The organism is Mitsuaria sp. PDC51, assembly GCF_900113225.1.
Classification (GTDB): Bacteria; Pseudomonadota; Gammaproteobacteria; order Burkholderiales; family Burkholderiaceae_C; genus Roseateles.
In genome coordinates this window covers 613,071-631,964 of record NZ_FOZE01000001.1, presented here as the reverse complement: position 1 = coordinate 631,964, position 18,894 = coordinate 613,071, and the positions used below count along the sequence as shown (strand labels likewise).

At 71.0% G+C, this 18,894-nt stretch carries 17 protein-coding genes; 1 reads left to right on the top strand and 16 read right to left on the bottom strand.

Annotated features, from left to right (window positions below; translation table 11 throughout):
- Positions 1–22: 22 nt before the first annotated feature.
- From BM393_RS02840 to BM393_RS02765, 16 genes are all read right to left on the bottom strand, one after another.
- Complete coding sequence (locus BM393_RS02840; RefSeq protein ID WP_091721548.1) at positions 23–910, bottom strand: hypothetical protein; 888 nt, start codon at positions 908–910, stop codon at positions 23–25.
- Between the two features lie 22 nt (positions 911–932).
- Positions 933–2,144, bottom strand: a complete 1,212-nt coding sequence (locus BM393_RS02835; RefSeq protein ID WP_175538163.1) for an acyltransferase — start codon at positions 2,142–2,144, stop codon at positions 933–935.
- Between the two features lie 40 nt (positions 2,145–2,184).
- Positions 2,185–3,006 (bottom strand): WecB/TagA/CpsF family glycosyltransferase, encoded by an 822-nt coding sequence (locus BM393_RS02830; protein ID WP_091721539.1) that lies wholly within the window; start codon positions 3,004–3,006, stop codon positions 2,185–2,187.
- Positions 3,007–3,022: 16 nt separating this feature from the next.
- Positions 3,023–4,231 (bottom strand): glycosyltransferase family 2 protein, encoded by a 1,209-nt coding sequence (locus tag BM393_RS02825; RefSeq protein WP_091721536.1) that lies wholly within the window; start codon positions 4,229–4,231, stop codon positions 3,023–3,025.
- Positions 4,224–5,429, bottom strand: a complete 1,206-nt coding sequence (locus BM393_RS02820; RefSeq protein WP_091721533.1) for a glycosyltransferase — start codon at positions 5,427–5,429, stop codon at positions 4,224–4,226. Before BM393_RS02820 ends, BM393_RS02825 begins: the two co-directional genes overlap by 8 nt.
- The gene (locus tag BM393_RS02815; protein ID WP_091721529.1) at positions 5,426–6,070 is read right to left on the bottom strand and encodes a serine acetyltransferase; all 645 of its coding nucleotides are present in this window, start codon (positions 6,068–6,070) and stop codon (positions 5,426–5,428) included. The genes BM393_RS02820 and BM393_RS02815 overlap by 4 nt, the downstream gene beginning before the upstream one ends.
- Positions 6,067–7,632 carry a hypothetical protein gene (locus BM393_RS02810; protein ID WP_091721526.1) on the bottom strand — a complete coding sequence of 522 codons (1,566 nt, stop codon included), beginning with the start codon at positions 7,630–7,632 and terminating at the stop codon, positions 6,067–6,069. Before BM393_RS02810 ends, BM393_RS02815 begins: the two co-directional genes overlap by 4 nt.
- Before the next feature lie 19 nt (positions 7,633–7,651).
- Entirely contained in the window at positions 7,652–8,647 is a 996-nt protein-coding gene (locus BM393_RS02805; protein WP_091721521.1) for an acyltransferase, read from the bottom strand.
- Positions 8,644–10,149: an O-antigen ligase gene (locus BM393_RS02800; protein ID WP_091721516.1), complete on the bottom strand. Its 1,506-nt coding sequence runs from the start codon at positions 10,147–10,149 to the stop codon at positions 8,644–8,646. Before BM393_RS02800 ends, BM393_RS02805 begins: the two co-directional genes overlap by 4 nt.
- Entirely contained in the window at positions 10,146–10,916 is a 771-nt protein-coding gene (locus BM393_RS02795; RefSeq protein WP_091721513.1) for an exosortase C-terminal domain/associated protein EpsI, read from the bottom strand. Before BM393_RS02795 ends, BM393_RS02800 begins: the two co-directional genes overlap by 4 nt.
- Entirely contained in the window at positions 10,913–11,836 is a 924-nt protein-coding gene (gene xrtB, locus BM393_RS02790; protein WP_091724975.1) for an exosortase B, read from the bottom strand. Before xrtB ends, BM393_RS02795 begins: the two co-directional genes overlap by 4 nt.
- A 121-nt stretch (positions 11,837–11,957) precedes the next feature.
- The gene (locus tag BM393_RS02785) at positions 11,958–12,881 is read right to left on the bottom strand and encodes a polysaccharide biosynthesis tyrosine autokinase (protein ID WP_091721508.1); all 924 of its coding nucleotides are present in this window, start codon (positions 12,879–12,881) and stop codon (positions 11,958–11,960) included.
- Positions 12,881–14,296 carry a chain length determinant protein EpsF gene (gene epsF / locus BM393_RS02780; protein ID WP_091724972.1) on the bottom strand — a complete coding sequence of 472 codons (1,416 nt, stop codon included), beginning with the start codon at positions 14,294–14,296 and terminating at the stop codon, positions 12,881–12,883. Before epsF ends, BM393_RS02785 begins: the two co-directional genes overlap by 1 nt.
- Before the next feature lie 41 nt (positions 14,297–14,337).
- Positions 14,338–15,213 carry a polysaccharide export protein EpsE gene (epsE, locus tag BM393_RS02775; RefSeq protein WP_091721504.1) on the bottom strand — a complete coding sequence of 292 codons (876 nt, stop codon included), beginning with the start codon at positions 15,211–15,213 and terminating at the stop codon, positions 14,338–14,340.
- Positions 15,213–16,499, bottom strand: a complete 1,287-nt coding sequence (locus BM393_RS02770) for an EpsD family peptidyl-prolyl cis-trans isomerase (RefSeq protein ID WP_254783187.1) — start codon at positions 16,497–16,499, stop codon at positions 15,213–15,215. The genes epsE and BM393_RS02770 overlap by 1 nt, the downstream gene beginning before the upstream one ends.
- Positions 16,500–16,520: 21 nt before the next feature.
- Positions 16,521–17,516: an AraC family transcriptional regulator gene (locus tag BM393_RS02765; protein ID WP_254783186.1), complete on the bottom strand. Its 996-nt coding sequence runs from the start codon at positions 17,514–17,516 to the stop codon at positions 16,521–16,523.
- A gap of 142 nt (positions 17,517–17,658) precedes the next feature.
- Between BM393_RS02765 and BM393_RS02760 the strand changes: the two genes are divergently transcribed.
- Positions 17,659–18,891: an MFS transporter gene (locus BM393_RS02760; protein WP_254783185.1), complete on the top strand. Its 1,233-nt coding sequence runs from the start codon at positions 17,659–17,661 to the stop codon at positions 18,889–18,891.
- Positions 18,892–18,894: the final 3 nt, after the last annotated feature.

Below are 18,894 nucleotides of genomic sequence, written 5' to 3'. Positions count from 1 at the left end.
GGATCTCTGGACGCGGGCCGGCTCAGGCCGGCTCCTGCGCCATCTTGCGCAGGTCGTCGGCGACATAGGTCGCGGCGACCTGGCGGTCGTTGCCGCCGTTGAAGCTGTTGAAGTGCACCAGCCCCTGGTCGTGCGTGCCGGGCAGCCCCTCGAAGTAGCGCGGCAGCCGGCCGAGCTGGCGCACCCGCAGTCCCGCGCGCAGCGCCATCGCGTGCAGCCAGATGTCGTCCGCCTTGGGGCAGCAGGCCTTGAACGCATCGCCCTGCGCGTGCATGAAGTCCAGGAACTGCGGCGGATAGATCACCCCCGACACGCCGGTGGCGAAATGGCGCCAGCGCGGCTCCCGGCTGCCGCACGGCGGCCATTCCCGGTATGGGCGGATGGCGGTCCCGTCCGGGTCCTGCAGCGCCACCACGTGGGCGCGGTAGCAGCTGATCTGGTCCGGCGCGGCGCGGTAGGCCTCCCACAGGCGACGCAGCCACCAGCGCGGATAGACGATGTCGTCGTCGGCGGTGACCAGCGGCACTTCGTGATGCGCCTGCGAGGCCACGTAGGGGTAGTACTTCGTGTGCGGACCGAGGTTGTCGGTGAGGTGCACCTCCAGCCCGCGCGCCTTCAGCCGTCGCAGTCCCTCCGGCAGGTCCTTGAAGCGCGCCGCGTCGTCCAGCCACAGGATCAGCCGCGAGGGCTTGAGCCGGCCGCGGCCGATGCTCTCGATCGTCAGGTGGACGGTGTCGATGCGCGGGCCGTAGGTGGTCAGCGACACGACCGGGCCGCCCGGCGCGACGACCGGCTCGGTGGCGGTCTCGTTGAGCCGCTGCAGCGCGCGCACCTGCCCCGGCACCAGCCGCGGCGCGAGCTTGTAGACCAGCTTGCGGTGAATCTTCGAGATCAGCAGATCGATGTCCATGAACCCAGTACCCCTCCTCGAATCAACCCTTGGAGCGGGGCGCCGCCGCCGCCCGCGCCCCCGTCAGGCGCAGGCGGACCAGGTCCATCACGCCCCCCACCCAGCGCTTGACCACCGGCTCGGCATAGGTCACCACCAGCCAGCTCAGCAGCAGCACCGCCGCGCTTGCCGCCAGCAGCGACGTCACCGGATCGATGCCCGCGCGGCGCAGCACGCCCACGGCGACGGATCCGATGTTTTGATGAAGCAGGTACAGCGGGTAGGTCATCAGGCCCAGCACGCGCAGCACGCTCACCAGCGACTGGCTCGATCGCCAGGCCAGGTTGTGCCGGATGCCAAGCAAGATCACGGCCAGGCTTCCCACCCAGATCGCCACCGCGGGCCACCAGGGGTTGTCTCGCCCGTCGTTGTTGTCCACGGTCGTCCAGAAGATCTGCACCAGGCAGGCCGCGGCGATCGCGGCGAGCGTGGCCCACGAGGGGCGCTTCTGACGGTCGATCAGCACCGCCCAGACGAAGATGCCGGCGGCGAAGAAGGCGCCGTGCTTGACCAGCAGCAGTTCCAGGAGGCGGTCGACCAGGTAGGGCAGCCCCTTGTAGAGCACCGCCAGCACCGGCACTGCGCCGCTTTGGCCGAGGCTGAAGGCTGCCCAGTAGCCGAGACAGACCCATGCGAGGACGACGGCCAGCATGCCGATCGCGCGCTCCTTGCCACGCCAGATGAGCACGCCCACCGCGGTGTAGAAGACGATCTCCACGCCCAGTGTCCAGAAGACGTTGTCGATCCACGGATACCACGGCAGGAACAGCATGCTGTGGCGGTAGCCGCGCATCAGCTCGGTGGTGAAGCCGCTGAAATGCCAGGCCAGCACCGCCAATGTCAGCGTGGAGCACACCCAGGCTGCAGGCACCAGACGCACCACGCGGCTGCGCAGGAAGGCATAGGGCGTGGCGCCACGCGCCGAGTAGGCGATGACAATGCCCGAGATCACGAAGAACACCTGCACCCCGATCCAGCCGTAGAACGACAGCCCCGGCAGGATGGACGCCGGCATGGTGTGACCGCTGAGTTCCGCCGGCTTGCTGTCGGGACGCTCCGCGATGCTGAAGGCCAGGTGCGAGAACAGCACCAGCACCGCGGCGACGAAGCGCACCAGGTCGATCGCGATGACGTGCTGCTGCCGGGGATTGGCATGCTCGATCGGCTGAGGCCGTGGATCAGGCGGGGACATCATGGTGGTACCTCCGGAACGGGCGAGGGGCGGCGCTGGCATTTCAGGCTGACGAACGCGGGACGGCGGTCGCCGCGGCATACCGCCGCGCGCGCGCCAGGAACAGGGGATTGCCGAGCACGTAGCGCTTGAACAGCCGGCGAGGCTCGCGCGCCAGGCGGTACAACCACTCGATGCCCAGGCGACGCATCCAGGCCGGCGCGCGCGTCGCGCCACCGCCCAGGAAGTCGAGGATGGCGCCGCCGCACACGATCACGCAGGGGTGCGCCAGCGCGCGGCGGAGCTGCTGCGCGACCTGCTCCTGCTTGGGCATGCCCATGCCCAGCACGACCAGGTCGGGTGCGAAGGCGCGGGCCAGCGCGAGGTAGGCCTCCGGCGCCTGGAACCCGTCCAGTGCCTCGACCACGGCGCCGGGCGCGAGCTCGTCGCGGATCCGCGCGGCCGCCACGGACAGCTGCGGATCGCGCGTGCCCAGCACCAGGATGCGCCGGCCGGCGTGACGCGCGACGATGCGCGGGATCAGGTCGGTGCCGTTGAGGTTCAAGCCGGGCGCGCGGCCCAGCCGGTCCATCAGCATGCGCATGCCCGAGCCGTCGCGCAGCACCCAGTCGGCCTGCGCCACGGCATCGGCGAAACCGGCGTCGGTCACCGCCGAGTTCATCGCATGCGCGTTGACGAAGGCGACCACGCGCGGGCGGTCGACACCGCCCGGGCCGCCGGCGGTCATGGCCCGCAGCAGCTCGTCCTCGACGCCGCGTTCATCCGTCACGACCGTGAGCGCACCCAGGATCGCGCGCCAGCGGTCGATCCAGGTCGGACCGACCGGGGTGGCGGCGCGGGAGGTGGAACTGTGGAGATCCGTCATGGTGCGGGGCCGCGTCTCAGTGATCGCGCTTGGTGCGCACCCATTCGGTCTGGCGGCGCACGACGAAGCTCAGGTAGATGGGCAGCTTGGCCAGCACGTAGACCGGCGCCTTCAGCAGCTCGCCCAGTCCGATCAGCTCGGCGGCGAAGCGATGGCGTGCCGCGACGATCGCGACCAGCAGCGCCGCCACGCCCAGCAGCGCGAGGACCAGCCCCGCCACCCAGCCGGTCAGCAGCGCCCAGATCGCCTGCGCCAGCGTGGCCACGACCAGCAGCCCGGCCAGCAAGGCCAGCGGCGGCACCAGCATGTCCATCACCAGCATCGCCTGCGCGAGGCGGCCGCGCCGCAGCGCCTCCCACAGCAGCTTGGGGCCCTCGCCCACCAGCAACGACAGGTGGCCGTGCTCCCAGCGCGTGCGCTGGCTGCGCTCGCCTTCCTGGCTGGCGGCGAAGACGCTGGTCACCAGCACGTCCTCGCAGAACAGCGGCGGCGTGCCGTCGCGGGCCAGCCGCACGCCCAGCTGCATGTCCTCGGCCAGATGGCCGCTGGCCAGCGGCGCGCGCAGCGCCACCGCCCAGGGAAATGCCATGCCCGTGCCCAGCAGCTGGCAGGGCAGTCCCAGCCGGAACATGCCGCGCGAGCGTGCCAGGTTCTTCACCCGCATCGCGAATTCCGCCACGCGCGCCTTCAGGCCGGGCGTGGGGGCGTACATCAGGTAGCTCGCCTGCACCGGCCGGCCATGCGCCTGCGCCAGGCCGGCCACGCGCGGAATCAACCCCGGCGACAGCACGCAATCCGCATCCAGCACCAGGACGACGTCCGGCGAATGGCCCTCGTGCTGCGCCAGCATCTCCAGGTGTCGCACGCCGAAGTCCAGCGCGTAGCCCTTGCCGCGGCGCTCCGCATCGTGGCGCTCGACGACCTCGGCGCCCACCAGCCGCGCCTGCGCGGCGGTGTCGTCGTTGCAGTTGTCCGCCACCACCAGCACGCGGTCGTCGGGCCCCAGTTGCGACAGCGTCTGCATGATGGTCGCGCGCACGCCGTGGCCCTCGTTGTGGGCGGGAATCAGCACCGCGATGCGCGCGGGCCGCGGCTGCGCGGGCAAGGGCGGCGGCTGCCGCAATGCCAGCACGATCTGCACCAGCAGCAGCAGCGCGGGCAGCACCAGCAGCGCGGTGCCGGCCAGCAGCAGCCCGTTGACGACGGCCAGGACGGTGTCAAGCATGGGCGTACTCGCTGAAGAGACGGAGCAGGCGCGAGGCCTCGGTGTCCACGTCGTGGCGGGCGAGCACGCGGGTGCGCGCGGCCTCGGCCATCTGGCGCAGGCGTGCGTCGTCGCAGTCCAGGCACTCGCGCATCGCCTCGGCCAGCGCCGGCGCGTCGCCCGCGGGCACCAGCCAGCCATGCGTGCCCGGCACGATCAACTCGGGGATGCCGGCGATGGACGTGCTCACGACCGGACGGCCCAGCGCCATCGCCTCCATCGCCACGACGGGCAGGCCCTCGGCGAAGCTCGCCAGCACCAGCGCGCGCGCGGCCATCAGCTCGGCGCGGACCTGGTCGCTGCCGATCCAGCCGGTGATGCGCACCACGCGCTGCAGGCCCAGCTCGGCGATGCGGGCCTCGATGGCCGCGCGCAACTCGCCGTCGCCGGCCAGCACCAGCTCGAAGTCGGGGCGCTCGCGCGCCAGCAACGCGGCGGCCTCGATCAGGAGCAGGTGGCCCTTCTGCTCGGCAAGGCGTCCCACGGCGACCAGCCGGCGACCGCTGGGCGGCGCGTCCGCACCGGCGTGGAAGCCAGGCTCCAGGCCGCAATGCACGACCTGCACCTTGGCCCAGTGCGCGCGCTCCACCCACCGGAACAGCTGGCTGCGGCAGAAGGAGGTGATGGCAACGACGAAACGCGCGCGGCGGATCTTCTCGCCCAGGTGCAGGAATTCGGGTTTGTCGAATTCCTCGGGACCATGGACGGTGAAGCTGTAGCCCGGACCGCCAAGCGCATGCAGCAGCATCGCGACCTCGGTCGAGTTGGTGCCGAAATGCGCATGCACATGCGTGACGCCGGCATCGCGCATCAGGCGCAGCGCGACGCAGGCCTCGGCCAGGTAGACCAGGTGCAGCGGCCAGGGGCGATCGGCGCGACGGCCCATGCGCAGCGCCAGTCCGAGCGCGCCGAGGAAACGCCCGGGCGCGCGCAGTGCCTCGCGCACGAGCGCGGTGCCCAGCGCCGCCGCGCCGCCGCGCAGCAGGTAATGGGTGCGCGCCTTCTCGGCCTGGTCCTGGGCGTCGGGCGCGGGATCGTCCCAGCCGCGCACGGCCACGCGCAGGACGTCCTGGCCCTGCTTTTCAAGCGCGAGGATCTCCCGGCGGATGAACGTGTGGCTGACCTTCGGATAGTGATTGACGAGGTAGGCGATCTTCAAAGGGTCACACTCCCTGGCTCCTGCTCCTGCGGAGCCGGATGCTTGTTTTGCTCTTGGCCGGCGTCGACGCCGACAGGTCCGGCGCCAGGGCAAGCATCGTTCCTGGCGCGCAGCGCCTCGCCCCGATGCAGGATGCGGGCCGGATTGCCGACCGCGGTCGCACCCGGCGGCACATCCTGCAGCACGACGCTCATCGCGCCGACCTTGCAACCGGCGCCCAGTCGCACGCCGCCGAGCACCTGCGCGTAGGCGCCCAGCTCCACGCCGTCCTCCAGCACCGGGCAGGGGCCGCCGTCGACGCGGTTGCCCAGGGTCACGCCCTGGCGCAGCGTGCAGCCGGCACCGATGACGGTGCCCGGGTTCACGAAGATGCCGCCGAAATGCCAGATCCGGAGCCCCGGCCCGATGCGCGTCTGCTTGGGCAGGCTGATGCCGGTCAGCGTCTCCACGACGGTGTGCAGCAGCAGATGCAGCCGGCGGTGCAGGCCCTGCGCGAAGCCGGGCGGCGCCGCATCGACGCGACGTCCGTAGCGGTAGACCCACAGCGCCCACATCGACTGCTCGCGCAGCGGCATGCGGCCCAGGCCCCAGCGGGCGACATCGGCGGCCCAGTCCGGGTCGCGGTGCGCGCGCAGCGTCATCGCCTGCTCCTCTCGCCGTCGGACCGGGCCGGCCCACGGCGGGCGGCCGAGGCCTCGACCGGCACCAGCGCGCCGCCCACCGACGACTCGCCCGGTCCGGGTCCGCTGCGCACGGTCAGCCGGACGGCGCCCTGCCCTTGCGGCCATTCGAAGGTCTTGCTCGCACCGTCGGCGAGCTCGCCGCTGTCGAAGAGCGTCGTGCGCCGGTCCGCGTCGAGCAGCTGCAATTGCAGCTTCGCGTCGCCGGTCGCGGTCACGGTCAGCCGGTAGCGCCGGCCGGCCTCGGGCTTGGCCCAGGTGACCGGCTGCAGGCTGCGGCCACTGTCGTTCACCTGCACGGCGATGCCTTCGCCGGGCGGGAACACGACCGCCTGGCGACGGGTGTCGAAGACGCCCGGCGGCCGATCGGCGCCCGCACCCGCGACCGCTGCCTTCATCGCGGTGGCTTCCGCGCCGCCGCGGCGCCACGGCCCGCGCAGCGACATCTGGTTCTGCGGCGTCTCCATCGACATCGGCCGGCCATTGCCGTCGACCCAGCGCTCCACGGCCGTGACCTGGCGCAGCGCCGCGCGCACCCGGTCGAGCTGGGCCGCGAACGCGGGATGCCAGCCGCGCTTCATCGGCGACTTGTTGGCCCCCATCTCGACGTAGATCACGAACGGCGTCTCGACGTTGCGATCGACGACGTAGGCGCCGTAGACCTTCAGCGTGCGCGCGACCTTGCGCAGCAGCGGGTCCTCGATGGGGCTGACGTCGAAGTCCGGCGGCAGCATCATCAGCGCGCCCTGCGGGATCTGGCCGGTGTTGGACCTGGCGCCGGTGTCGGCCGAGGTGGCCGGGAAGATGTAGGCGGGATCGGCCGACAGCCCGGTGTGCGTCAGCGACATCGCCAGCGCGTGCCGGAAGAGCTCGTCGCCGTCGTCGATCTCCTTCGCGCGCACCAGGCCGCCCATCGTCGGCACCGCCGCGGCGCGGGCGCCCTGGAAGTAGTGACCGGGCTCGCCCCAGCCGCGACCGTCCAGGCGCGTCCACGCGTACTGGTCGGCGCGCCACTGGCCGTCGATGAATCGCAGCACGTTGAAGGAATGGATCACGCGGTCCACCGGGTCGACGATGTCGCCATGGCCGTCGGCCGCGCTCGCGGGCACGACGCCGGCGGGCCAGCGCGGGATGGTGATCTGCTCGCGCATCGCCTCGGCGTCCGGATCCCAGATGCCCTTGCGACCCGGCAGCGGCAGCACGGTGACCGGCGGATCGTCGGACGCGGCCACGAACACGCCGGTCGACCACTTGCCGTCTTCCATCGTGGGGAAGTTCTTCGCCTTCGGGATCTCGAAGCTGCCCAGCGTCACGCCGATCGGGCGCGCGTTCCAGGGCGAGTCCGCCGCGAAGGGCCGGTCGGCGGTGCCGAAGCGCAGGTGACGCACCGCGCGGGCCTGGGGATCGGCGGCATCGGCCTTGTCGGTGGCCTGCGGCGTCGCCCACGCGCCCGCGCCCATCGCCGCCGCCAGTCCGGCGAACACGCCCGACAGCAGCCAGCGGGCGGAACGGATTGTGAGCATCGACGTCATCCGTCCACCCTTAAACACTACGAACCGCGTCATTGGACATCCTCAGCCGGTGGCCCATCGCAATAAAGTGTCGCTCGAAGTAAAACGTCGACAGGTGCGCGAGCAGGAAGACCGCCGCCAGCAGCAGCGGTCGCTTGAGGTACTTTTCGGTGACATCGCCACTGCCCAGCCAGGTGTGCTCCAGCGGCACGTGCAGCACGTACACCGCGAAGGACACCGTCGCGAGGTAGGTCCAGAACGGGCGGGACAGGAAGGCCGCCGCCGCCGATCGCGGCTGGCACAGCAAGGCGCCGGTCAGGCACAGCACGGCATAGGGCCGCAGGAAGGACGCGACGTTGCCGTCGACGTTGTAGCAGGCCAGGCACAGCAGCGCCGCCGCGCCCCACAGCACGACGGGACGTTCGAAGAAGCCGATCGCCTCGCGCCGGCTCGGCGAGTGCAGCAGGATCGCCAGCACGAAGCCCGCCAGGATGTCGTCGATGCGGTACCAGGTGATGCTGCCGCTGTAGCCGCTCATGTACACGCGGTAACCGGTCACCGCCACCAGCAGCGCCGGGACCAGCACCCGCGCCACGCCGGGACGGAACAGCAGCAGCGCGGTGGCCAGCGCATAGAACTGCAGTTCCACGCACAGGCTCCAGTAATGGTCCAGCGGCACCCGCATGCCGGCGTCGCTGAGGTTGGCGTAGAACAGCAGGTGCGCGGCCAGCGTCGAGGGCTCGAAGTGCCAGATCGCCGCGACCACCACCGCCACCAGCCAGGCCAGCGGCAGGATGCGCAGCAGCCGCTTGGCGACGAACTCCAGCGGGTGCACGTGCACCAGCACCTGCTTGCCGATGAAGTAGCCGGATAGCACGAAGAACAGCGCCATGCCCAGCATGCCGACCGATTCGTTGAGCCGGGGCCGCAACGCGTTGAGCGGCAGCCAGTGGGCGACCAGCACGGTCGCGATGCTCAGCCCGCGCACGCCGTCCAGGACCGCGGACCGGGTGCCGCCGGCGCTCATGCCGGCCTCACCGACCAGGGACGCGCGCGCCGGCCCAGTGTCCGCGGCGCCCGATGCCCGACATCGGGCCGGACGCGGCAGACGATGGCGCAGCCCGCGCCCATCACGAACCAGAAGAACCAGTTGAAGACGAGGTAGCTCAGCATGTTGTCCGACAGCGAGACCACCACGTAGCCGATGAGCAGCGCGATGAACATCGCCGACAGCAAGGCATCGTCGCGGCGGAAGCGCCAGAAGATCTGCGCCGCGCGCAGGTACTTCCAGTAGTAGGTGGCCAGCCCCACGACGCCGACGTCGAACAGCATCTGCACCGCCACGCTGTGCGCGCCGGTGGTCATGCCGCCGCTCAGGCTGAAGAAGGTCGGCGAGTTGAAGAAGAAGCCGCCCGAGCCGTAGCCGAACAGGTAGCGGGCCGGCGCCATCCAGCTGACGGCATCGGCCCAGAGCACGCGGCGCCAGGTGAAGGAGTTCAGCTTGGCGTACTGCACCACCACGTTGCCCTGGCCGATGTCCAGCACGCGGTCCCGGATGTCGGGCACCAGCAGCGCCAGCAGCGGCACCAGCATCAGATAGAGCAGGAAACGGCGCTCGAAGAGCAGCCCGTACAGGAAGAACATCGCGCCGGCGGCCATCCAGGCGCTGCGGGTCTTGGTCGCCGCCAGCAGCGCCAGCAGGACCAGCAGGTAGCCCGCCATGGCCAGCCGCGTGGCGGTGGTGGTGGTGGCGAGCGTGCGGGCGTTCTTCCACAGGTACAGCAGCACGCCCTGCATCAGCACCAGGTAGAAGGCCAGGATGTTGGGATGGGAGAACGGGCCCTTGTAGCGGCCCATGGCCGCGGGATCGTTGGTGACGTGCACGTCGCCGCGCGCGATCGCGATCAGCGTGTAGATCGCCACCGGCACCGAGGACCAGATGACCAGCTTCAGGATGCGGTCGAACGAGCTCCAGTCGTCCACGACGTAGAAGGCCACCACGAACATCGCCATCGTGCTCAGCGTGCCGAGGAAGGTCCGCAGCTCGGGCAGCTTGTCCGGCGAATAGAGCAGCCCCACCGCCTGCATCGCGATGAAGGGCAGCCACACCATCCACGCCACGCGCGGGATGCGCCGCGGCTCGCGCATCCAGAAGACCGCCGCCAGCAGGATCACCGCCAGGTTCACCAGGCCGCCCAGCCCACCGAAGCTGGCGAAGCGCGCCTCCTCCAGCACCGGGTTGGCGATCGCGCGCAGCAGCAGGATGGTCAGCAGCAGCGCCTTCGGATTGGCCACGAACATGAAGGCGACGATCAGCGCCACCGGCAGCACGACGAAGAACACCGGCTTCTGCGCCACCATGTCGCCCATCACGACGCAGACCAGCCCCATCACCACGCAGCCCGCGGCCAACGCCGCCGCCGCGAACAGGGTGCGCCAGCCCGGCCAGCGCGACGGGCGGTCGTTGCCGTAGGGATTCAGGCCCTGCGGCCGCGGGGTGCCCTTGAGCGGGCTGCTCGTCGCGCTCATCGGACCAGCATCCCGCGGGAGGGCGCCGGCACCGCCGCGACCAGCTCGGCCAGGAAACGCGCCATCAGGCGCTGCGAGCCCGGGGCGGCCGAGGCCTGCGCCAGGCGCTGCGACGCGCGCACCAGGATGCCGTCGGGAATGCGCCCGGCCAGCCCCTCGTTGAGGATGTACCAGCGCGCGCCCAGCCCGTCGCCCCCGTAGTTGTCGCCGATGCGGATCCAGTAGCGCACCGCCTCGAAACCACCGCCACGGGCCTCGGCCAGCAGCTCGGTCGTGGGCACGGGCCTGGCGCGGCCCTCGGTGGCGATCGGCGGGCCCGCCTCGACCCGGCGCAGCGCGAAGCCCTGCGCCGGATAACAGACCTCGGGACGGTGCACCTTGACGTCCTGGCGCTGGCGCTCGCCCCAGGCCAGCGCGAGCATCACCTGCTCGCCCTGGCCGTTGGCATAGGTCCGCATCACGGTCTGGTCGTAGGGCTGCTCCAGCACCGTCTCCACGCCCTGCGCCACGTCGACCTGCGTGGTCGCATCGGCGATCACGCGCCAGTCGCCGAAGGCCTTGGGCACGATGGCGTCCAGGCTGGGCGCGCCGGTCACGGCCTGCAGCCGCGGCGTGGCCAGCCACGCGCCGACCGCGGCCACGCCCATCAGGGCGGCGCCGCCCAGGCAGGCGCGGCGCGACAGGCGCGGCAGCGCGTCGGCCGGGTCGGGCATGCCGGGGGCCACGCCCCGGGGCGTCGGCACGGGGGGATGCAGGGGCGTGCTCATCGCGCCGCCTCCCGACCGCTCAGGCGGTCCCAGCGCGCCGACAGGCCGCGCAGCAGGGTGTCCACGCCCACGATCAGCATCAGCGCCGTCAGGAACAGCGCCATGCCGGAGAACTCGTGCATGAAGCCCTGGCCGACGTCGTCGCCCAGGTGGTAGGTCAGCAAGGCCAGGATCAGGATGCGGATCACGTTGGAGCAGTAGGAAATCGGCACGATCAGCAGCGCCAGCGCGATGTTGCGGAACACCGATTCATGACGCACGACATTCATGTAGAGCAGGCCCAGGGCCTCCAGCGTGAACAGCGAGTTCAGGCCCGCGCAGGCATCCGCGACCATCAGCTGGTACGGGCCGATCTGCAGGATCACGCCGGCCCGGGCGATCGGGTAGCCCAGCGCGTACATGAGGTACTCCGCGCCCCAGGACGCGGCCAGCTTCATCGGCTGGGTGATGACGTCGACGATGGACGCCGGCAGCGGCACCGCGAACAGCAGCAGGAAGAACGCGAAGCCGTAGCGGCGCGCGATCGTCGGCCCGAGCAGCAGCAGCGCCAGGCCCAGCAGCACCGGCATCAGCGAGCCCATCTCCAGCAGCGCGATCGACTGCGAGCGGCCCAGCACGTAGCCCAGCAGCCCCAGCACGATCAGCGTCCAGCCGGCCAGTGGCGCGGGCCGCGGACGGAAGGACTGGCCCTGGCGCGCCATGCGCCGGGTCTGGAAATAGAAGTACCAGGCCGACAGCGCCAGCACGATCGGGCCGTGGGAATTGCGGTCGCCACGCCACGGGCCGCGCATGAAGTCGACGATCGTCGGCACGTAGAGCGCGACCAGGCCGATCGCCAGCGCGATCAGCGCGATCCGGTTGGCGGCCCAGAAGGCCGCGCCCGGGTGACCCGGCGCGCCGGGGAGGACGTTCTGCGACATGGTGTTCACTGCGATCCCTGCTGCTGATTCCGGACATGCGGCGGCGTGGCCTCGCGGCCGTGCCGGTGGTCGATGCTCGCGGCTCTGGCGGCCGCTGTGCCGTCTCGCCCGGGGCCCGGTGTCAGTACTGGTTCATCACGGTGCCCACGAGGGTCGTGGACACCCCGTCCAGGCTGTCGGTGAGGTCCTGCAGCGCGCTCACCCGCGACTGGTTCTGGCGCGCCAGGACCAGTGCCGCGCCGCAGCGCGACGCGACGATGGCCGCGTCCGCGCCGTACCGGCTCGCGGACGTGTCCACCAGGACGTAATCGAACTTGCCCGCCAGCTCCCGCATCAGCATGCCGAACGCAGGGCGCTCGAGCAGCTCCACCGGGTTGGGCGGGACCGCCCCCACCGGCAGGATGAACAGGCTGTTCATGCCCTCCACCTGCTGGATCACGCGCGGCTCGCTGCGCCCGGACAGGATCGAGGACAGCCCGGCCTGGTTGCTGACGTCGAAGATCTCGTGCTGCCGCGGCCGGCGCAGGTCGGCGTCCACCAGCAGCGTGCGGCCGCCCAGCTGCGCCAGCGTCACCGCCAGGTTGGCGGTGAAGTAGCTCTTCCCGTCCAGCGTGTCCGGGCTGATCACCGCCAGCGCGCGGCGCGGTTCGCCTTCGCGATAGAGCCGCATCGTGATCTGGCTGCGGATGCCGCGGAAGACTTCCGACTGCGACGAGAACGGCTGGTTCAGGGCCACCAGTTCCGGGCTGCGGGTCTTGCGCTCGTTCGGGGCGTAGGGGTAGTGGAACTGCTTGGACAGCGCCTCCAGCACGTCCTCGGCGTTCGCGTAGCCCAGCGCCACGGCGGCCTCGCCGAAGCGGATGCCGCGCTCGCGCTGGTACTGCAGCACGCGCTCGACCTGGTCGGCGCTGAGGTTGCGGGTCTCGGCGATGATCGCGCCGATCGAGCGGTCGTGCACGCCGGCGCCGCTGCCGGAAGGCTTGTTCAGAGGTCCGTCCACGGGTTTGCTTTGCGCCAGGGGAATGGGTTCCTTGAGGTCCGACATCAGGCGGCTCCTCGGCTCGCGGCGCCGGGTGCGCCAAGTAGTCGCCGCTCGGCGGACGGAAGCGCCTGCGCGCGCTTGCCGGGCGCGGGCAGCACGCCCAGCATCGGCAGCGGCAGCACGGCCATGACGTCGTCGGCGTCGCGCACCTTGCGGTCACGCAGTTCCAGCAGCAGCGCCAGGCCGATCGCCAGCACCAGGCCGGCCACGAAGGCCAGCGCCGTGTTCAGCGCCACGCGCGGCGAGGCGGGCTTGAGCGGCGGCGTCGCCTCGGCGAGCAGGTTCACGTTGCTCTGCGTCGACTGGCTCTCCAGGCTGGTCTGCGTCAGCCGGGTCGTGATGTTCTCGTAGGCGCGCTGGGCGCTCTCGACCTCGCGCATCAGGCCGCTGGCCTCGTCGCGCGCTTCCTTCAGCTTGATGACCTTGGCGCGCTGCGCCTCCAACTGCGCGCGGGTCTCGGCCTCGCGCTGGCTGTTGATGGTGCTGGTCACCGCCACCGAGCCGGTCACGCGGCGGATTTCGGCGTTGAGCTTGGCGCGGGTGTCGGCCACCGAGGCCTTGGCCTCGATCACCTGGGGATGGTTGTCGCCGTAGCGCGTGCTGAGCTGCTGCAGGTTGGCCTCGGCACGGCTGACGTCGGCCTTGAGCTGCGACACCACCGGGTTGGCCAGCACGTCGGGCAGCTGGTCGCCGCCGCGCGCGGCCTGGCCGGAGCGGCTGCGCGACTCGGTCGCCAGCGAGGACAGCGCCACCAGCTGCGAGGACAGCTCGTTCAGGCGCGCGTTCTCGACGTCCAGGCGCTCGTCGGAGGCCAGGATGCCGTGCTCGCGTTCATAGGCGGAGAGCTTGGTGCGCGCCTGCTCCAGCCGGTCCAGCGCCGCCTTGGCCTGCTGGTCGAAGTAGCCGGCGTACTGCCGCGCGGGTTCGACGCGCAGGTCCAGCGTGGTGGCGATGTAGGCCTTGACGAAGGCATTGGCCATCTGCGCGGCGACCTGGGCCGACGGCGACCGGTAGTTGACCGTCAGCACGTTGCTTTCCTTGGAGGGCTTGACCTCCATGTTGGCCTGCAGGAAGGTGGCGACCCATTGCTCCATCGAGCCCTCGGCGCCCTGCGCCTGCCATTGCTCGCGCAACTCGGGCAGCTCGGTCAGGCGCAGGTCGCGCACGACGCGCAGCGCGACGCGATCGCTGGCGATCACGTCGACCTGCGTGTTCATGTAGGCCGGCGAGGCCATGCCGGGATAGATCAGGGCCGACACCGGGTCGGGCTTGGCGTCAACGACCACCGAGGCGCTGGCCAGGTAGCGCTTGGGCAGCACGAGGCTCACCCCGAGCGCCGTCAGCGTGGTCACCACGACCACCAGCAGCACCAGCTGCCAGCGGGCCAGGATGATCGACATCAATTTGCTGGGCGTCACCATGCACTCCTTCACCGGGACGGGTGCCCGGGGTTACTGCGTCAGAACAGGCTCTCGCGGACGAAGATCACGTCGCCGTCCTTGAGCGGCTCGTCCATGCCGGGCTTGATCTCCTGGACCTTGCCCGACGCATCCTTGCGGTGCACGCGGATGCCGCGGTCGGTGCCGCGCAGCGTCAGGCCACCGCCGGCGGCCAGGCCCTGCAGCAGCGTCATGCCGCGCTCCAGGCGGATCTGGCCGGGCTTCTGGACCTCGCCGTAGATGTAGATCATCGGGAAGCGCTCGACCCACAGCACGTCGCCGTTGAGCACCACCACGTCCTGCTCGCGGCCGTTGGGGCCGAACAGCGTCGGCAGGTCGACCTCGAGACGGAAGGGCTTGCCGCCGCGCTGGCCGGTCAGCACCAGCAGGTCGCCGCCCGCGGGCGAGACGCCGCGCGCGTTGGCCAGCAGGTCGGTCAGGCGGGTGTCGGCGACTTCCAGCGGATAACGCCCCGGCTGGTTCACCTGGCCCAGCACGCTGGCCTGGTTGCCGGTGACCTTGAGCACCAGGATCGTCACCTGCGGCTGCTTGACGAAGTTGCCCTTGCGCAGGCCCTCGGCGATGCGGCTCTCGGCGTCGCTGACGGACAGGCCGCCGATGCGCACCACGCCCAGCAGCGGGAAGCTGATCGTGCCCGCCTCGGACACGCGCGTCTCCAGCGTCATGTCCGGGTTCTGGAACACGCTGATCTTGATCGCGTCGCCCGATCCCAGGCGGTATTCGGCGGCGGCGCCGGTGGACAGGCCGGTCGGCGCCGGCGCGTTGCCGGGACGGGCGGGCGTCTGGGCGACGGCGCCGGTGGCGAGCGAGACCGCCAGCACGGCCGAGATGGCCGTCGAGACGAGCGGGAGGATCGGGAAGCGACGCGTGTTCATCATTTGATGCCGAGGCCCTTGGCGAGTTCGTTGTTGTCCACCGGGCCGCTGGCGCCGGTGGGGCTGTCGGACACGGCGGGCGCTGGGGCCGCCGCGGGCGGGGTGCCGGCGGGCGCGGAGGCCGCGGCCTCGGCGAACTTGCCGACGTATTCGATCTTGGCGTTGTCGCGCATGGACTTGATGTCCTTGGCGACCAGCTCGGCACGGCGCTGGTTCAGCAGGAACATCTCGATCGACGCGCGTGCCTGCGCCTCGGTCGCGGGCTGGCGCTGCGAGCCGGCGAGGAACAGCACGGTGAGGCCGTTGGGATGGCCGTTCATGATGAACTGGCCGTCCTTCAGGCGCGCGATGGCGTCGAGGTTGTTGAGCGGGATCTGCTCGGCCGAGCGCACCATCTGCGAGCCGACGAACTTGAAGTTGTCGGCCTTGAGCGCTTCGAGGAAGTCGGGGAGGGTCTTGGCACCCTGCAGCTTGGCGCGGATCGATTCGAATTGATCCGGCTTCGCCTCGATGTTGATTTCCTGCAAGTTGTAGATACGACGCTCGGCAAAAAGTGCCGGCTTGTCGTTGTAGTACTGCTTGATTTCCTGGTCGGTCGGCTTGGCCGCCGTCTCGCCCAGATGGTCAGCATAGGCCCTGGCGATGATCTCCCGCTTGGCGGTTTCGATCTGTTGCACCACCCGCGGATCGCGATCGAGCTTGAGGTCCTGGGCCTTCTGCACCGCCAGTTCCTGGTCGATCAGGCGCTCCAGGATCTGGCGCGACGCCGCGTCCACCTGCTCGGGCTTGATGTTGGGCTGGCGCTGCAGCACGAAGTTGATCTGGTGGACGGTGATCTCTTCCTTGTTCACCTTGGCCGCGGTCTGCGAGGCCTTCGCGCCGCTGCCGCCGCCGCAGGCGGTGAGCAGGATTGCGGCAAGAACGGCGGTGAAAAACGCGCCGACCGGAGCGGCGCGTCGCGCTGGAATACCGTGGACCCGAGTCCGCTTCACATGCATGTTTCGACCTTGTTTGTTGTGTCTGTCCCGCAGGCCTGTCGAGGGCGGCCAGCGGGCGCTCGCGAGCGGCGAGTGTAGCCCTGCACCATGACGGAACTGCCTCATTCCAGGGGGTCTGGAGGCCTCCATCCCGGGTTCGCAGGGGTCCATAGCAAGAATGGGTCCTGCCCTCGTCGCCATCGGCCTTCCGGCCCCCGCAAACAAGGGGGAGATGACCCGCAAAAACGCGGAGCGGCCGTCTTTGCAACCGCTTGAAAAACGCGCTTGAAAATGCAGGCCGCGCTTCACGCGGGCCTCACATCGCGGCGATCAGGTCGCGGCGCTCGCCGCGCTGCGCCGCAGCGCGCCGGGCGGCTGCCCGACGATGCGCTTGAAGGCGCGGCTGAAGGAGGCTTCCGAGTCGTAGCCGAGCCGGTCGGCCGCCACCGCCACGCGCATCCCTTCCTGTGCGATCCAGCGGCGCGCCTGGAACATCTTGACCTTGGCCACGTATTTGGCGGGGCTCTCGCCGACGGTGCGAGTGAAGGCCTCGGCGAAGCGCGAGCGCGAGGCGCCCATCAGCCCGGCCAGCTCGGGCACGCGCCAGTCGCGCTCCGGCTCGGCATGGATGGCCGCGATGACCTTGCCGATGCTGGGGCACTGCACCGCGGCGATCCAGCCGCTGGCGTCGTTGCAGGCGCACTCGACCCAGGCGCGGATGATGCTGGCGGCCAGCACGTCGGCCATGCGCGCCAGGATGCCGCAGGCGCCGATGCGGTCCATCGCCACCTCGCGCTCCATGGCCTCCAGCAGCGCGGGCACGGTCGGGTCGCGGCGCGCCAGGTCGTTGGCGCGCATCGCGTCCGGCATCATCGCCAGCAGCGGATGCAGCGGGTCCAGGTTGAAGCGCATCGCGCCGCAGAACATCACGTCGACCGGCTCGGCGGACGGCATCGCCTTGGCGGCGGCCTCGGCCTCGGCGCCCACCAGGTAGATGTCGTCGGCGACGGCGCGACGCGACAGCGAATCGATCTCCACCGTCGGCAGGTCCGGCGCGCTCGCCAGCACGTGCGCGCTGCCGCGCGGCAGCAGCACCGCGTCACCGGCATTGAGCCGCACCCATTCGGTGCTGCCGCCGGTCTTCAGCCAGCAGCCGCCGCGCGCGACGAAATGGAAACGCGCCTCGGCCCGCGCCGGAAAGGCGACGGCCCAGGGCGCGCGCAGCAGGCAGCGGCCGTACTCGACGCCTTCCAGTCGCAGGCCCAGCAGGATCTGCGTCAGCAGGTCGGCCGGCTTGAGCGGCGTGGGCGGCAGCGGCCCGGTCACGGGAACGTGAACCGGGGCATGACGGGGGGCACGGACGGCGGCAACGCTGGAGGATTCGTCAAGCATTTCGGCTCTTCCGTCATGGAAACGCCGGGATGCTATCCGTAAGCTGAAAGCCATTGCCACTGACCTGTCTTCCGCCGTGACTTCCCACTGCACCGACTGCCTCGACGCCCGCTCGCCGGTTTCTCCAGCGGCGGCCCCTTCACCCGCCCTTCCCGACGACGGCCACGCCCATTGGAGCGCCATCGCCTCGCTGACGCTGGGCGTCTTCGGCCTGGTCACCGCCGAGTTCCTGCCCGCGAGCCTCCTGACGGCGATGGCCGCCGACCTCGGCATCAGCGCCGGCGCGGCCGGCCAGACGGTCACGGCCACGGCGCTGGTGGGCGCCGTCGCGGCGCCGTCCATCCCGCTGCTGACGCGGCGTTTCGACCGGCGCGCGGTCATGGTCGCGCTGACGCTGCTGCTGGTGCTGTCCAACCTGCTGGCGGTGACCGCGTCCTCGCTGGGCGTGCTGCTGGCCGCCCGGGTGATCCTGGGCGTGGCGCTGGGCGGCTTCTGGTCGATGGCCGCGGCGCTGGCGATGCGGCTGGTGCCCGAGCGCCTGTTCGCCCGCGCGATGTCGGTGATCCTGGCCGGCGTCTCGGTGGCGACCGTCTGCGCCGCGCCGCTGGGCGCCTGGATGGGTGAGGTCTGGGGCTGGCGCAGCGCCTTCGTCGCCGCCAGCGCGCTCAGCCTGGTGACGCTGGTGACGCAGGTCGCGACGCTGCCGGCGCTACCGCCCAAGGACAACCCGGACCTGCGCGTGCTCGGCGAGCTGCTGACGCGACCCGGCGTGCGGGTGGCGCTGCTGGCGGTGCTGCTGGTGATCTCCGGCCACTTCGCCGGCTTCACCTACATCCGGCCGCTGATGGAGAACGTGACCCACCTGCCGGTGTCCGCGATCACCGCGATCCTGCTGGGCTACGGCATCGGCGGCTTCTTCGGCAACCTGGCCGGCGGCCTGCTGGCCGAGCGCAGCGAGCGGCGCGCGATCGTCGCGGGCGGCAGCCTCATCGTGGTGCTCGCCGCCAGCCTGCTGCTGGCCGGATCGTCGACCTGGGTGACCGCGGTGGCGGTGGTGCTGTGGGGCTTCGCCTTCGGCGCCTTCCCGGTGGGCTTCCAGACCTGGATCGTGCGGGCCGCGCCGGACCAGGCCGAGGGCGCCGGCGGCCTGCTGGTCGCCGCGTTCCAGATCGCCATCGCCAGCGGCGCGATCGGCGGCGGCATGCTGGTCGACCACATCGGCGCGCTCGGCGGACCGACCTTCGCCGCCGCCGCGATCACGCTCGGCACCCTGCTCACGCTGCGCCACGGCCCGCGCGCCGCCGCCTGAGCG

Excerpts from the sequence above, each read along its gene's own strand:
- BM393_RS02840 (WP_091721548.1), bottom strand. The coding sequence starts at position 910 with ATGGACATCGATCTGCTGATCTCGAAGATTCACCGCAAGCTGGTCTAC.
- BM393_RS02835 (WP_175538163.1), bottom strand. The coding sequence starts at position 2,144 with ATGATGTCCCCGCCTGATCCACGGCCTCAGCCGATCGAGCATGCCAAT.
- BM393_RS02830 (WP_091721539.1), bottom strand. The coding sequence starts at position 3,006 with ATGACGGATCTCCACAGTTCCACCTCCCGCGCCGCCACCCCGGTCGGT.
- BM393_RS02825 (WP_091721536.1), bottom strand. The coding sequence starts at position 4,231 with ATGCTTGACACCGTCCTGGCCGTCGTCAACGGGCTGCTGCTGGCCGGC.
- BM393_RS02815 (WP_091721529.1), bottom strand. The coding sequence starts at position 6,070 with ATGACGCTGCGCGCGCACCGCGACCCGGACTGGGCCGCCGATGTCGCC.
- BM393_RS02810 (WP_091721526.1), bottom strand. The coding sequence starts at position 7,632 with ATGCTCACAATCCGTTCCGCCCGCTGGCTGCTGTCGGGCGTGTTCGCC.
- BM393_RS02805 (WP_091721521.1), bottom strand. The coding sequence starts at position 8,647 with ATGAGCGCCGGCGGCACCCGGTCCGCGGTCCTGGACGGCGTGCGCGGG.
- BM393_RS02800 (WP_091721516.1), bottom strand. The coding sequence starts at position 10,149 with ATGAGCGCGACGAGCAGCCCGCTCAAGGGCACCCCGCGGCCGCAGGGC.
- BM393_RS02795 (WP_091721513.1), bottom strand. The coding sequence starts at position 10,916 with ATGAGCACGCCCCTGCATCCCCCCGTGCCGACGCCCCGGGGCGTGGCC.
- xrtB (WP_091724975.1), bottom strand. The coding sequence starts at position 11,836 with ATGTCGCAGAACGTCCTCCCCGGCGCGCCGGGTCACCCGGGCGCGGCC.
- BM393_RS02785 (WP_091721508.1), bottom strand. The coding sequence starts at position 12,881 with ATGTCGGACCTCAAGGAACCCATTCCCCTGGCGCAAAGCAAACCCGTG.
- epsE (WP_091721504.1), bottom strand. The coding sequence starts at position 15,213 with ATGAACACGCGTCGCTTCCCGATCCTCCCGCTCGTCTCGACGGCCATC.